This is a genomic window from Shewanella sp. Isolate7 (genome assembly GCF_022398425.1).
Lineage (GTDB): Bacteria > Pseudomonadota > Gammaproteobacteria > Enterobacterales > Shewanellaceae > Shewanella.
The window spans coordinates 33298-47500 of sequence record NZ_JAKEVJ010000040.1 but is presented as its reverse complement, the minus strand read 5'-3'; the positions used below and the strand labels follow the sequence as shown (position 1 = coordinate 47500).

At 52.9% G+C, this 14203-nt stretch carries 11 protein-coding genes; 10 read left to right on the top strand and 1 reads right to left on the bottom strand.

Annotation, left to right across the window (positions count from 1 at the left end; genetic code table 11):
* Positions 1 to 689 precede the first annotated feature (689 nt).
* From L1D47_RS11750 to L1D47_RS11735, 4 genes are all read left to right on the top strand, one after another.
* Positions 690 to 1979, top strand: a complete 1290-nt coding sequence (locus tag L1D47_RS11750) for an NCS2 family permease (RefSeq protein ID WP_239885032.1) — start codon at positions 690 to 692, stop codon at positions 1977 to 1979.
* A gap of 214 nt (positions 1980 to 2193) precedes the next feature.
* Positions 2194 to 3312 carry a glutamate 5-kinase gene (proB, locus tag L1D47_RS11745; protein ID WP_041509087.1) on the top strand — a complete coding sequence of 373 codons (1119 nt, stop codon included), beginning with the start codon at positions 2194 to 2196 and terminating at the stop codon, positions 3310 to 3312.
* 24 nt (positions 3313 to 3336) lie between these two features.
* Positions 3337 to 4626 carry a glutamate-5-semialdehyde dehydrogenase gene (locus L1D47_RS11740; protein WP_239885030.1) on the top strand — a complete coding sequence of 430 codons (1290 nt, stop codon included), beginning with the start codon at positions 3337 to 3339 and terminating at the stop codon, positions 4624 to 4626.
* 325 nt (positions 4627 to 4951) lie between these two features.
* A complete protein-coding gene (locus L1D47_RS11735) occupies positions 4952 to 5593 on the top strand; it encodes a hypothetical protein (protein ID WP_239885028.1) in 642 nt (213 codons plus the stop codon).
* 121 nt (positions 5594 to 5714) lie between these two features.
* Here the strand turns inward: L1D47_RS11735 and L1D47_RS11730 are convergent, their stop codons facing one another.
* Entirely contained in the window at positions 5715 to 6641 is a 927-nt protein-coding gene (locus L1D47_RS11730; RefSeq protein ID WP_239885026.1) for a DMT family transporter, read from the bottom strand.
* A 306-nt stretch (positions 6642 to 6947) separates the two neighbouring features.
* Between L1D47_RS11730 and dnaK the strand changes: the two genes are divergently transcribed.
* The 6 genes from dnaK (at position 6948) to carA (ending at position 14190) form a co-directional block, all read left to right on the top strand.
* Entirely contained in the window at positions 6948 to 8861 is a 1914-nt protein-coding gene (gene dnaK, locus L1D47_RS11725; protein WP_041509091.1) for a molecular chaperone DnaK, read from the top strand.
* Positions 8862 to 9216: 355 nt separating this feature from the next.
* Positions 9217 to 10347, top strand: coding sequence for a molecular chaperone DnaJ (gene dnaJ / locus L1D47_RS11715; RefSeq protein WP_041509092.1), 1131 nt, complete (start codon positions 9217 to 9219; stop codon positions 10345 to 10347).
* A gap of 111 nt (positions 10348 to 10458) precedes the next feature.
* Positions 10459 to 11247, top strand: coding sequence for a M48 family metallopeptidase (locus L1D47_RS11710; protein WP_239885025.1), 789 nt, complete (start codon positions 10459 to 10461; stop codon positions 11245 to 11247).
* 80 nt (positions 11248 to 11327) lie between these two features.
* Entirely contained in the window at positions 11328 to 11945 is a 618-nt protein-coding gene (locus tag L1D47_RS11705) for an FKBP-type peptidyl-prolyl cis-trans isomerase (protein ID WP_239885023.1), read from the top strand.
* A gap of 96 nt (positions 11946 to 12041) precedes the next feature.
* Positions 12042 to 12857, top strand: coding sequence for a 4-hydroxy-tetrahydrodipicolinate reductase (gene dapB / locus L1D47_RS11700; protein WP_239885021.1), 816 nt, complete (start codon positions 12042 to 12044; stop codon positions 12855 to 12857).
* A 160-nt stretch (positions 12858 to 13017) separates the two neighbouring features.
* Positions 13018 to 14190, top strand: a complete 1173-nt coding sequence (gene carA, locus L1D47_RS11695) for a glutamine-hydrolyzing carbamoyl-phosphate synthase small subunit (RefSeq protein WP_239885019.1) — start codon at positions 13018 to 13020, stop codon at positions 14188 to 14190.
* Positions 14191 to 14203: the final 13 nt, after the last annotated feature.

The following is a 14203-nucleotide window of genomic DNA, read 5'->3' as shown; positions in this document are numbered from 1 at the left end:
TTTAAATATAATGGCTCTCGTTGGTTAGACACTGTGTCTTCCACCTCAAAGTCTATCCAGGATGGATAACTCTCCAAGGAACCGAGCGACAAGTTGACTGCGGCATGGCCCCGGAAATGAAAGGCCTGCCAAGTTTCACTAGAGATTATTTTTTCAACTTTGTTAGGAGTTATTGACTATGTCTTATACAGGAATTCAGCACGTTTATTGGCAGAATACTTGGTTTTGTACCGATGCCCTTCGCGGTGGTCTGTACGCTATGACTTTTAAGGGCTAACTACCCCTAGGGTCGTTTGAACCTGGTTCACTCGATTAAAGTAGTTGCATCATCCATCAACCTTACCCCATTTGGGGATTTTTAGACTCAAGTTGTCTATTGCTTACTGAGTGATAGACCAGTGTAACCCGCTAGCGCGGTAACTCTTTCCTTTCGGAACACTTGAAACATGTCTCGCCTGCTCCTTGAGCAGGCTTTTTTTTACCTGAAATTTGCTATCTACACCTCGTCGCTAGGGCGATAAATCTGGCGTAGATCACCTTTATGCCATCCTCTCGAGTCATGGCTCTAAACTGGCTCGCGTTTGCGCGATTATTGCGTATATAATCATCGCTTGTTATCAAGTCGTTAACTTGGTGGCAACCCTTACCCTACCTAAATAAACCATAATTAAATCAAGGAACCTCGTTCCATGTTAGAAAAAGTATTTAAGTTAACCGAGCACCAGACAACGTTAAAACAAGAAGTGGTGGCCGGGATGACCACCTTTTTAACCATGGCCTATATCATCTTCGTCAATCCCATGATGTTGGCCGATGCCGGCATGGACCATGGTGCCGTGTTTGTCGCCACCTGTCTGGCCGCCGCCGTGGGCTGCCTGGTGATGGGCATAGTGGCGAATTACCCTATCGCCCTGGCACCGGGCATGGGGCTCAACGCCTTCTTCACCTACACCGTCGTCGGCGAGATGGGCTATAGCTGGGAGATGGCCCTAGGGGCGGTATTCCTCTCAGGGATCTGCTTTTTGATATTGTCGCTGATGAAGATCCGTGAATGGATTGTCAACAGCATTCCTATGTCGCTGCGTCTGGGGATTGCCGCCGGTATCGGCTTGTTTCTGGCGCTGATCGGCCTCAAGAGCGCCGGCATAGTGGTGGCCAGCCCCGCGACTCTGGTGACCATGGGCGATGTGACTGCCTTGCCGGCCGTGATGTCTGTGTTGGGCTTCTTTATCATTATTGCCCTGGTACACAGAGGCTATCAGTCGGCGGTGATCATCAGTATTTTGGGGATCACCGCGTTGGGGCTTTTGTTAGGGGACGTGCAGTATAACGGCATGGTCTCGACGCCACCTTCGATTGCGCCCACCTTCATGAAGATGGATCTCGCCAACGTGCTCGAGATCTGCATGCTTTCTGTGGTGTTTGCCTTCCTGTTTGTGGATCTGTTCGACACCTCGGGTACCCTGGTGGCCGTGGCGCAGCGCGGCGGCTTCCTCGATGACAGAGGCCGGTTGCCGCGTCTCGGCCGTGCCCTGACCGCCGACAGCACTGCAACCATAGCCGGTGCCATGTTGGGCACCTCAACTACCACGAGTTATATCGAGAGCACCGCCGGGGTGAGCGCCGGTGGCCGCACCGGACTGACCGCCGTGGTGGTGGGAGTCATGTTCCTGCTGTCGCTGTTTATCTCGCCACTGGCGGGCATGGTGCCGGCCTACGCTACCGCGGGAACCCTCTTCTATGTCGCCATCTTGATGATGTCTGGCCTGGTGCATGTGGACTGGGAGGATCTGACCGAGGCCGCGCCCGTGGTGGTGGTCTGTATCCTGATGCCGCTCACTTTCTCTATTGCCACGGGGATCGCCATGGGCTTTATCGCCTATGCGGCCATCAAGCTGTTCAGCGGCCGCTATAAAGATCTCTCTGTCGGCGTGGTGGTGCTGGCGGCGCTCTTCCTGGCCAAGTTCATCTATGGCTAAGTACTTTAAGGTTTCATGGGAGCTGGGCTTGAAGTAAGTTGAGTTTCGCTCGGCTGCGATTAAAGGTCATACAATGTATGGCCTTTTTTATGGGCTTTTTTTAAAGGAAATTTGAAGGAAGGTAGACTGGCTCTAATCTTTTATCTTCCCCGCTACCATTTGCCCTGGGGATTGGGTATAACTTGGGGTTCGGTTTTTTTCTATCAATATGTCAATGAACTTAAGTGAGATAGGCTACCGCCGTGTGGTGGTAAAGTTGGGCACCAGTGTGCTCACCTCAGGCTCGCGCCAGCTGGATAAGGCGCATATGGTTGAGCTGGCCAGACAAATGGCCAAGCTGATGAAGTCGGGTGTCGAAGTGGTGCTGTGCACCTCTGGCGCCATCGCCGCGGGGCGCGAACACTTAGGTTATCCGACACTGCCGGACACGGTCGCCAACAAGCAGTTGCTTGCCGCCGTGGGCCAGAGCCAGCTGATCCTCGCTTGGTCACAGCTGTTTAGCATCTATGGGCTGCATGTGGGCCAGCTGCTGCTGACCCGCGCCGACTTGCATGACAGGGAGCGTTATCTCAACGCCAGAGACTCGCTCAACGCCCTGCTGGCCAATGGCATCATTCCAATCATCAACGAGAACGATGCGGTGGCGACCAATGAGATCAAGGTTGGCGACAACGACAACCTGTCGGCAAGGGCGGCACTGCTGTGTGATGCCGACCTCCTGATCCTGCTGACGGATCAGAAGGGGCTGTTCGATGCCGATCCTAGGGCTAACCCAGACGCCAAGTTGATCAAGCAGGTAGTGAATATCGATGATAGCCTGCGCAGCCTGGCGGGCGGCGCGGTTTCCGGCCTGGGGACGGGCGGTATGGCGACTAAGCTGCAGGCGGCGGATATTGCCAGGCGCGCCGGAGTCGAGGTGGTGATCGCCTCGGGTCATCATCCTAAGGTGATCTTAGATGCCGTGGTTAAGCTGCCGGTAGGGACACATTTTACCGCGCTGGAGAATCCGCTGGAGAGTCGTAAACAGTGGATCTTGGCGGGCCCGGCGACGAAAGGGCGCCTGGTGTTGGACAGCGGCGCCATTAATGCCGTGACCCTTAAGGGACGCAGCCTGTTATCTAAGGGGATCTTGTCGGTGAGTGGCGTCTTTGATCGCGGTGCCACCCTGCAGCTGGTGGACGAGCTGGGGCGTGAACATGCCAGAGGCATGAGCCGTTACAGCGCCAAAGATCTGCAAAAGATCGCCGGTAAACATTCCGATGAAATTGAGTCGCTGCTGGGCTACGACTACGGCGATGCCATAGTGCATCGTAACGACATGGTGGTCTTGTAAGGCTAGGGGATTTGCAGATTAAAGATGAGTGGAACAGAAACGATGGACGATAAACAGCAGTATTTAAACACTCTCGGCGAGCAGGCCAAGGCCGCCAGCTACGCCATGGCGAGCCTCTCGGGACAGCAGAAGCGCGACCTGCTTAGGGCTATTGCCCAGAAGCTTAGCGATAAGAGCGCGCAGATTGTCGCGGCTAACCAGCAGGATGTGGCCAAGGCGCGAGAAAATGGCCTGAATGACGCTATGATCGACAGGCTATTGCTCGACGATGTGCGTCTCTCTGGGGTTATCGCCGATATCGAAAATGTGGTGGCGCTGGCCGATCCTATCGGTAGCGAGCTGGAGAGCCAGCTGCTGGACAATGGCCTGCGCCTGTCCCGCCGCCGGGTGCCACTGGGTGTGCTGGGGGTTATTTATGAGGCTCGCCCCAACGTGACCGTGGATATCGCCGTGCTGGCGCTGAAGACGGGCAATGCCGTGATATTGCGCGGTGGCAAGGAGACCCTGGCGTCTAACCTGGCCCTGAGTGAGGCCATCCGGGAGGCCATTGGCGAACAGGGATTACCTTGCGATGCGGTGCAGCTGATCCAAGACCCTGACCGCGCCCTGGTCTCGGGTCTGTTGAAGCTCGATAAGTATGTGGACATGATAGTGCCTCGCGGCGGTCAAAATCTGCAGCGTCTGTGCGCCGAACAGGCGACTATTCCGGTGATCTTGGGTGGCATAGGGATCTGCCATCTGTATGTCGACAGTGAGGTGGAGCAGCTAAAAGCCATCGAGGTGATCGCCAATGCCAAGGTGCAGCGTCCTACCGTGTGTAACGCCCTGGATACTGTGCTCATCCATAGAGATCTTGCCAAGGCCTTCTTGCCGCAACTCTACACCCGCCTCAGTGCCCTGGGCGTCAGCTTCTATGCCTGTGAGCAGGCCAAGGCGATAGGTGAGGATACCGGTGTAGCCACACACGAGGCGAGCGATGAGACCTTTGGTAACGAGTGGCTGTCTCTTAATCTCGGGGTTAAGGTGGTCGAGAATATCGATGAGGCAATCGCCCATATCCGTCGTTTCTCCAGCGGTCATTCCGAGGGGATCTTGAGCGATAACATACATGCCACGGCGCACTTTATTAATGAAGTGGATGCGGCGGCCGTGTATGTCAACGCGAGTACCCGTTTTACCGACGGTGGCCAGTTTGGTTTGGGCGCCGAGGTAGCGGTATCGACCCAGAAGCTGCATGCCAGAGGACCTATGGGGCTTGAGGCGCTCACCACCTATAAGTGGATCGGTGTCGGCGACTATACCGCCCGCGGCTAAGTTAAGAGCCATACCTTTCTTATTTTTAAACCTTCTTCTAGTTAAACTGCCTTTGCGCTAATGAATCGGCATCTTCATTCGGCGTCCTTATGTGGAACATATCAGGCTCTCTTACCTGGTATTTTTTATCGGGCACTCTTACCTGGCTTAGCCAGTGAGCAAATTAGCTAATCCCCTTGGTGAATTTCACAACTTGTTTGGGAAAGCCATCAAGGTTAAAAAGTAAATCTTAGTTAAAGTCATTTAATTACAATGGCTTATCATTTTGGCATCTTGTTTGCTTTGTCTTAATCAATCTCACAGGGAATCGGTTACGGAGCATAAGATGAAAAACAACATGGTTAACAAGACATTGGTCGGTTTAAGTCTGGTCGTAGGTTTGATGAGTGCGGGAGTCCAGGCGGCCTCGAGCATCACGCTAAATGATGAATTTGATTATCACGGCCAGAAGGTGACTCTGGACATGGACGTGGGTCAGGCGGAGTTGATTGCCGGCGATCAAGACGAGGTGCGGGTCGAGGTGGTGGTGAAGGCCAACGACTCTAAGTGGTTTGGTTTCTGGCAGAACAGTGATGTGAGTTCGGCCAAGTTCGATATTCTCGATGACGGTGACAAGCTGGTACTAAGACTGGCGGATCAGGATGATGTGAACCAGAAGTGGCGTGTCTATCTGCCCAGTAATGCGGCGTTAAAGGTCGATGCCGGTGTCGGTGAGGTGTCTGTCGAAGGCCTCAGTGCCAGCATAGAGGTAGAGCTGGGTGTGGGACGCGCCGAAATTAATCATCAGGCAAACTTTGGAGAGGTGTCACTCAAGTCTGGTGTGGGCGAGGTGAGCATTCGTGAGGGCGGTCAGCGCCTGGAGGTGAATCAAAACCTGGTGAGCCAGAGCTATCATCAGCAAGGCGCGGCAAGCGATGATCACCTGTATGTCTCCGTGGGCGTCGGTGAAATCGACGTGCGCAATTAATCATTGAAGTAGGATTCAGATAAAAAAACCGACCTCAGGTCGGTTTTTTTATGCCGGCTTTTTATGCCAACTTTTTTATGTCGGTTTATCTATCTCTGGCGGCTTAGGTTAGCCTTTGGCATCAGTTTTCCGGCGACACCGCGGGATAGGCTTTGGCGCGCAGGCGCTTAAGCTGAGGTAATAGCTGCTGCAGCGCCAGCGCGGTGAGGATCAGTCCCAGGCCGATGAAGGTCGACGGGGTGATGGTCTCTTGTAAGATCCAGGCGATGAAGCCTACCGACAGCACAGGCGTGATGAACACCAGGGTGCTCATGCTGGCGGTGCGATCCGCCTTCTTGAGGGCGACCAGCCAGAGCACGAAGGTGACCCCCATCTCGAACAGGCCGACATAGATGCCGGCCCCCAGGGCCTTGAGATCCCAGCTCGGCAGCGATTGGGTCAGCAGCAGGGTGATCACGATAAAAGGCAGTCCCACCATGAAGCTCAGCAGTAGGCTCACTACTGGGTCACCCTCATCCTTAGTGTTCACTATCCAGTAGAGCGACCACAGTAGGGTACTGGTCAGCGCCAATAGCACGCCGGTGGCACTCTCGAAGCGCACGCTGGCTACCTCACCATTGGTGGCGATGACAAAGACCCCCAGATAGGCGATAAGTGCCGCGGTGAGATCGCTCTTGCGCAGCTTTTGCTTGAGTAGCGGCACCGCCAACAGGGGCAGCAGTATGGCCCAGGTGTAGTTGAGCGACAGCGCCTGCTGGGCGGGCAGCAGGGCGTAGGCCTTAAACAACACCAGGTAATAGAGAAACGGGTTGAGCAGCCCGGTTTGCAGGTAAAACCAGGGGCGATTGACGAATTGGCGCCTAATGAGATGCAGCTTACCCGTGGCGGCCAGGATAACCCCTAGGGCGACGATAGAGGTCGAGACGGCGACAAACACCAGCTGCAGCGGCGTGAAATGGCTCAGCGCCAGCTTGAAGGCGGTGGCAACGGTCGACCAGAGTAAGATGGCCGCTAAGGCATAGAGATAAGCTTGGTTGGATGATTTCACTGAACCTTCTCACTAAACGAGACAACTAAAAAATCCCACTAGCCAGGGGGCTCAGAGGGATATCTTTTTCGATTGCATGCATTATACGCTTCTTGTTTGCGGATCGGCAGCTTTTAAGATCAAAAAAATACTCAATTAAGTTAATTTTTATCTTTGTTGCCCTTGTATTCCCATTTGGAGGCCCAATATAGGGTGTTAAGGAAAGATATTGGCTTGGAAAATTAGGCTTGAAAACGAATTCGCCTATCCCCATATCTGAATCAGATAACAAAGTTAGCGTTAGTTAAAAGTTTTTTGGAGGACTCCATGGGTAAAATTATTGGTATCGATTTAGGTACAACTAACTCTTGTGTAGCTGTACTTGATGGCGATAAAGCACGCGTAATTGAGAACGCGGAAGGCGATCGCACTACCCCGTCGATCATCGCATATACAGGCGAAGAAGTATTAGTTGGTCAGCCTGCGAAGCGCCAAGCTGTAACAAACCCAAAGAATACCTTCTTTGCTATTAAGCGTCTTATCGGTCGTCGTTTCAAAGATGACGAAGTACAGCGTGACGTAGACATCATGCCATTTAAGATCATCGGTGCAGACAACGGTGATGCATGGGTTGAAGCGCACGATAAAAAGATGGCACCGCCACAAGTTTCTGCAGAGATTCTGAAGAAGATGAAGAAGACTGCCGAAGACTACCTGGGCGAGCCTGTAACCGAAGCGGTAATTACCGTACCGGCTTACTTTAACGATTCACAACGTCAGGCGACAAAAGACGCCGGTCGTATCGCTGGCCTTGAAGTTAAGCGTATCATCAACGAGCCTACTGCTGCGGCACTGGCTTATGGTATCGACAAGAAGCAAGGCGACAACATCGTTGCGGTATACGACTTAGGTGGTGGTACCTTCGATATCTCTATCATCGAGATCGATAGTGTCGATGGCGAGCAGACCTTCGAAGTATTGGCTACCAACGGTGACACTCACCTAGGTGGTGAAGACTTCGATAACCGTCTAATCAACTACCTGGCCGACGAGTTCAAGAAAGAGCAATCTTTAGACCTGCGTAACGACCCATTGGCGATGCAGCGTCTGAAAGAAGCTGCCGAGAAGGCGAAGATCGAGCTGTCTAGCACCACACAGACTGAAGTTAACCTGCCATACATCACGGCAGATGCGACAGGTCCTAAGCACTTAGTGGTTAAGATCACTCGCGCCAAGCTTGAGTCTCTGGTTGAAGACCTGATCCAACGTTCACTCGAGCCGCTAAAAGTGGCACTGGCTGACGCAGACCTGTCTGTATCAGACATCAACGAAGTGATTCTGGTGGGTGGTCAAACCCGTATGCCTAAGGTACGTGAAGAAGTTTCTAGCTTCTTCGGTAAAGAGCTGCGTCAAGACGTTAACCCAGACGAAGCGGTTGCTATCGGTGCTGCGGTTCAGGCGGGTGTACTTGCAGGTGACGTGAAAGACGTTCTGCTACTAGACGTAACGCCTCTGTCTCTGGGTATCGAAACCATGGGCAGCGTGATGACCAAGCTTATCGAGAAGAACACTACTATCCCGACTAAGGCTAGCCAGATCTTCTCAACAGCCGATGACAACCAAAGCGCGGTAACCATCCACGTGCTACAGGGTGAGCGTAAGCAATCTAGCGCCAACAAGTCGCTGGGTCAGTTCAACCTGGAAGGTATCGAGCCAGCACCACGCGGCATGCCACAAATTGAAGTGGCCTTCGATATCGACGCCGATGGTATCTTGCACGTGTCAGCGACTGACAAGAAGACAGGCAAGGCACAAAACATCACCATCAAGGCCTCTTCTGGTCTGAGCGATGAAGAAGTTGAAGCTATGGTACGTGACGCCGAGGCGCACGCCGATGAAGACGCTAAGTTCGAAGAGCTAGTGACTGCACGCAACCAGGCTGACGGCATGGTTCACGCGACCAAGAAGCAGATCGAAGAAGCGGGCGATGAACTGCCTGGCGAAGACAAAGAGAAGATCGAAGCGGCGATGGCTGAAGTTGAAACTGCCACTAAGGGTAAGGACAAAGAAGCTATCGAGAAAGCGACGCAAGCCCTGATGGAAGCGTCTGCCAAGCTGATGGAGATCGCTCAGGCTAAGGCGCAAGCAGGCCAAGGCGAGCAGGCTCAGCAGTCTAACGAAGCTCCTGCTGACGATGTTGTCGATGCCGAGTTTGAAGAAGTTAAAGACGACAAAAAATAATTCAGGCCCAGCCTAAATTATTTCCAGCGGGCGTTATGGGGTAACTCTAACGCCCGTTCGTACAACTTAAGGGTCAGTTGACCTTTGCTGTTTGTTTTTGCAGTTATTTGTTGGCCAGTTATACAAGGCAGAGCCTGTGCGGTGTAGTTATTCTACATAAGCAGGCGATAATGCCGTAGAAATGGCCAACAAACACTGTCCAAAGGATTCATCTAAACGCGCTTTGCCCTGCGTTACGTGCGACTTGCATAGAATAACTATGCTGTGCAGCGCGAGCCTTGGGCACAACGCGTTTAGATTGAACAAAAAGTAAACCTAAAAGGTCAACAGACCCTAGCGCAGAAAGTATGAGACTATGTCAAAGCGAGATTATTACGAAGTATTAGGCGTAGGTCGCGACGCCAGCGAGCGTGAGATTAAGAAGGCCTATAAGCGCCTCGCCATGAAATTTCACCCGGATCGTAACCCAGGTGACAAGGCGGCCGAAGCCAGCTTCAAAGAGGTAAAAGAAGCCTACGAGATCCTCACCGACAGCGACAAGAAGGCGGCCTATGATCAGTTTGGTCATGCGGGTGTCGATCCTAACCGCGGCGGTGGTGGATTTGGCGGCGGTGCCGACTTCGGTGATGTATTCGGTGACGTATTTGGTGACATCTTCGGCGGTGGACGCCGTGGTGGCCAGCGCCAGGCGGCGCGTGGCTCAGATTTGCGTTACAACCTGGAACTGTCGCTGGAAGAAGCGGTACGTGGACTGACCAAAGAGCTACGCATTCCAACCTTAGCCACCTGTGATCTGTGTGACGGTAGCGGCGCCAAGAAAGGCACTTCGCCAACCACATGTGGTACCTGTCACGGCCAGGGCCAGGTGCAGATGCGCCAAGGTTTCTTCGCGGTGCAGCAAGCCTGTCCTACCTGTCATGGCCGCGGTAAGATCATCAAAGATCCTTGCAGCAAGTGTCATGGCGAAGGCCGCGTAGAGAAGAGCAAGACGCTGTCGGTGAAAATTCCTGCGGGTGTGGATACCGGCGATCGCATTCGTCTGTCGGGCGAAGGGGAAGCGGGCGAGTTTGGTGCGCCTCCAGGGGATCTCTACGTACAGGTGACGGTACGCGAGCACGCCATCTTCGTGCGTGACGGTAACAACCTCTACTGTGAAGTGCCTATCTCTTTCAGCACGGCAGCACTGGGCGGCGAGATCGAAGTCCCGACACTCGATGGCAAGGTGAACCTGAAGATACCTTCGGAAACTCAGACGGGTCGTATGTTCCGTCTGCGTGGCAAGGGCGTCAAGTCGGTGCGCAGTCATGCGGTCGGCGACCTGCTGTGTAAGGTAGTGATGGAAACGCCGGTGAACCTGAGCGATAAGCAGAAAGAGCTGTTACGTGAATTTGATAACACCCTGACGGGTTCATCAAAAAAGCACAGTCCTAAGGCCGAAGGCTTCTTCGACGGTGTGAAGAAGTTCTTTCAGGACTTGAACAGCTAAGGTGTGCTGATACACAATAAAAACCTCGCGATGCGAGGTTTTTTTATCGCTATTTTTTACCGCTATTCTTAATAGTCTAAATGCAGTTTCATGATAGATAAGGGATGAGAGATGAAACAGTTAACCGCGGCGCTGGTAATACTTATATTCGCCGGCTGCGCCACCACACAGTCGCCCACCGGGCGTAAACAGACCCTGCTGTTTTCTTCGCAGCAGATGGATCAGATGGGGGCCGAATCTTTTGCCGAGATGAAGAAACAGCAGAAGGTGAGTCAGGATAAGCAGGTCAATCAGTATGTGGCCTGTGTGGCTAACCGCATCACCTCTGTGCTGCCCGGCCGTCAGCCCAGCTGGGAGGTGGTGGTGTTTGAATCGGATCAGGTTAACGCCTTTGCCCTGCCTGGCGGACATATAGGTGTCTATACCGGCCTATTGAAGGTGGCGAAAAATCAGGATCAGCTGGCGACGGTTATCGGTCATGAGGTGGCTCACGTGCTGGCCAACCACAGTAACGAGCAGGTATCTCGGGCGCAGATGACGGGGGTGGGGATGCAGATTGCCGGCGCCGCCATCGACGTCAGTGGCCTGAGCAACAAAGATCTTTATATGTCGGCGCTGGGGCTAGGTGCCCAGTATGGCTTTATTCTTCCCTATGGCCGCGCCCAGGAGAGCGAAGCCGATGTTATGGGCGTGGAGCTGATGGCCAGAGCCGGGTTCGACCCCAGCCAGAGCATCAGCCTGTGGCAGAACATGGCTAAGGCGGGCGGAAGTCAGGGGCCCGAGCTGTTATCGACCCATCCATCACACGACCATCGCATCGCCGATCTGCAGCAGATGCTGCCGCAGGTGGCGCCTCTGTATCGCACCGCAAGCGCCAGTGGAAAAAATCGCTGCGACTAGGGGCAATTTTTGGGTTTTTTATCACAGTTTGTGATAAAATCCGCCGCGAAATTAATTGAATAAATGAGAGTACAATCATTATGTCTGATAAGTTCACCACAATTGAACAGCACGCCAGCTATGGTGTTGGCCGCCAATTAGGCGAGCAACTCGCAGCTAACTCATTCGAAGGTCTCGATATTTCAGCTGTTCAAGTTGGTCTGTCAGATGCGTTTGAAGGTAAAGAGAGCGCCGTCTCTATGCAAGATCTTCAAACTGCATTCACTGAGATTAGTCAGCGTATTCAAAAGGTTCAGGAAGAAGCTGCCGCGGCTGCATCGGCCGAAGGCGAAGCTTTCCTTGCTGAAAACCAACAGCGTGACGGTGTTGTGACCCTGGAATCAGGTCTGCAATACGAGATCATCACCGAAGGTTCAGGTGACAAGCCTAGCTATGATTCAACTGTACGTACTCACTACCATGGTACTTTCATCAGCGGTGACGTATTCGACAGTTCAGTACTGCGCGACCAGCCTGCCGAGTTCCCAGTATCTGGCGTTATCGCCGGTTGGACCGAGGCACTGCAGCTGATGCCTGTAGGTTCTAAGTGGAAGCTATATGTACCGCATCACCTGGCCTATGGCGAGCGTGGCGCAGGTGCCTCAATTCCTCCGTATTCGGCCCTAGTGTTCGAAGTGGAATTGCTCGACATTCTCTAATCGAAAAAGCCTAAGCGTTTGCTTAGGCTTTTTTTTGAAATGATTTGGCGTTAGCCTTGTGCTCAATTAACAGTAGCAAATGTGTAGGAGAGTTAGATGACAGAGCAAGTAAGAGTGGCGATAACCGGTGGCAGTGGTCGCATGGGCCGAACTCTTATTGAATCGGCAAAACTCAGCAGCAATATCTATCTAGGTGCGGCGGTTGAGCGTGCGGGTTCGACTTTGATTGGTGGCGATGCGGGCGAACTCGCCGGTGTGGGTGCCATGAATGTTGCCATCACTGATTCACTGGACAATGCCGTAGATGATTTCGATATCCTGATCGACTTTACCTCGCCCGAGGCCAGCGTGGTGCATACCGACTGGTGTTCGCGTAACGGTAAGGCGATTGTCATCGGCACAACCGGCTTCAATCATGCCCAGAAAGAGCAGATTGCGGCCTACGCAGAGAACACGCCGATTGTGATGGCGCCTAATATGTCTGTGGGAGTTAACCTGATGTGGCGCCTGCTGGAGCTGGCCGCCGAGGTGATGGGTGACTATACCGATATCGAGATCATCGAAGGTCACCACAGACACAAGAAGGATGCGCCTTCGGGCACCGCACTCAAGATGGGCGAGGTGATCGCCGAGGTCTTGGGTCGCGATCTGGAAAAATGTGCCGTCTATGGCCGTGAGGGGATCACCGAAGAGCGTAGCCGTGAGACCATAGGTTTCTCTACCATTCGCGCCGGTGACCTGTTGGGCGAGCATACCGCCATGTTTGCCGACATTGGTGAGCGCCTGGAGATCACCCATAAGGCATCGAGTCGTATGACCTTTGCCAACGGTGCCATGCGTGCCGCATTTTGGCTGGGCGATCAGGGTCCGGGATTATACGATATGCAACAGGTCTTAGGCCTGAAGGATTAGTATTTAAAAAAAACGCCTATTTGGCGTTTTTTTTTGAAAGAAAGTACCGCTTATCTATAGACGAGTTGCACTATTACCTATAAAATAGTCGGAATTTGTCAAAATTTCGTATTTAAGCGAAAGTTGGTATTTTAAACACAAAATAAAACCTTATTATTCAATGGCTTGGCTCTTTTCGGAGGTCGCGTTGACAAAGTCTGCCTTACTCGTACTCGAAGATGGAACCGTATTCTCTGGCACTGCAATTGGTGCTGATGGACTCGCAGTTGGTGAAGTGGTATTTAACACTTCCATGACGGGTTACCAAGAGATCCTTACGGATCCTTCCTATTCTCGTCAAATTGTTACTCTAACCTACCCGCACATTGGTAACACTGGTACCAATAGTGAAGATACCGAATCTGATGCCGTACATGCTTGTGGTTTGATCATTCGTGATCTACCGCTACTGGCGAGCAACTTCAGAAATCAGCAATCTCTCAGCGATTACCTAAAAAGCAACAATGTTGTAGGCATTGCCGATATCGACACGCGTAAACTGACACGTATCCTCAGGGAAAAAGGGGCACAAGCGGGTGCCATCTTAGTGGGTGACATGGATGAAGCTAAGGCGCTGGCGGCTGCTAAAGCCTTCCCTGGCTTGAAAGGCATGGACTTGGCCAAAGAGGTGACCACAGAGCAGCAATACCAATGGCGCAGCGGTAGCTGGCGTCTGGTGGGCGGCTTGCCGAGCGACACCCCTGAGTCAGAACTGAAATATAAGGTCGTGGCCTATGACTACGGCGTTAAGCGCAACATTCTGCGTATGCTGGTTGACCGTGGCTGCGATGTGACCGTGGTACCGGCGCAAACTCCAGCTGCCGAAGTGCTGGCGATGAATCCCGATGGTATCTTCCTCTCAAACGGCCCTGGTGACCCAGAGCCATGTGACTATGCCATCGAAGCGATTCAGGCTTTCCTCAAGACTGACATTCCACTCTTTGGTATCTGCCTTGGCCATCAGCTGTTGGCACTGGCCTCAGGTGCTAAGACACTGAAGATGAAGTTTGGTCACCATGGTGCCAACCACCCGGTCAGCAACTTGGAGAAGGGCAACGTGATGATCACCAGCCAGAACCATGGTTTTGCCGCTGATGAAGCCAGCCTGCCGGCCAACGTTAAGGTGACTCACAAGTCGCTGTTCGATGGCTCGCTACAGGGTATTCACCTGACCGACAAGCCAGCGTTCAGCTTTCAGGGCCACCCTGAGGCAAGCCCGGGTCCACACGACGCCGCGCCGCTGTTCGATCACTTTATCGAGTTGATCGAAGAATATCGTCATAACGCTAAGTAGTCCGGGAGATAGT

Bases quoted from the DNA above. Each gene is read 5' to 3' on its own strand.
- L1D47_RS11750 (WP_239885032.1), top strand. From the start codon at position 690: ATGTTAGAAAAAGTATTTAAGTTAACCGAGCACCAGACAACGTTAAAA.
- proB (WP_041509087.1), top strand. From the start codon at position 2,194: ATGAACTTAAGTGAGATAGGCTACCGCCGTGTGGTGGTAAAGTTGGGC.
- L1D47_RS11740 (WP_239885030.1), top strand. From the start codon at position 3,337: ATGAGTGGAACAGAAACGATGGACGATAAACAGCAGTATTTAAACACT.
- L1D47_RS11735 (WP_239885028.1), top strand. From the start codon at position 4,952: ATGAAAAACAACATGGTTAACAAGACATTGGTCGGTTTAAGTCTGGTC.
- dnaK (WP_041509091.1), top strand. From the start codon at position 6,948: ATGGGTAAAATTATTGGTATCGATTTAGGTACAACTAACTCTTGTGTA.
- dnaJ (WP_041509092.1), top strand. From the start codon at position 9,217: ATGTCAAAGCGAGATTATTACGAAGTATTAGGCGTAGGTCGCGACGCC.
- L1D47_RS11710 (WP_239885025.1), top strand. From the start codon at position 10,459: ATGAAACAGTTAACCGCGGCGCTGGTAATACTTATATTCGCCGGCTGC.
- L1D47_RS11705 (WP_239885023.1), top strand. From the start codon at position 11,328: ATGTCTGATAAGTTCACCACAATTGAACAGCACGCCAGCTATGGTGTT.
- dapB (WP_239885021.1), top strand. From the start codon at position 12,042: ATGACAGAGCAAGTAAGAGTGGCGATAACCGGTGGCAGTGGTCGCATG.
- carA (WP_239885019.1), top strand. From the start codon at position 13,018: ATGGCTTGGCTCTTTTCGGAGGTCGCGTTGACAAAGTCTGCCTTACTC.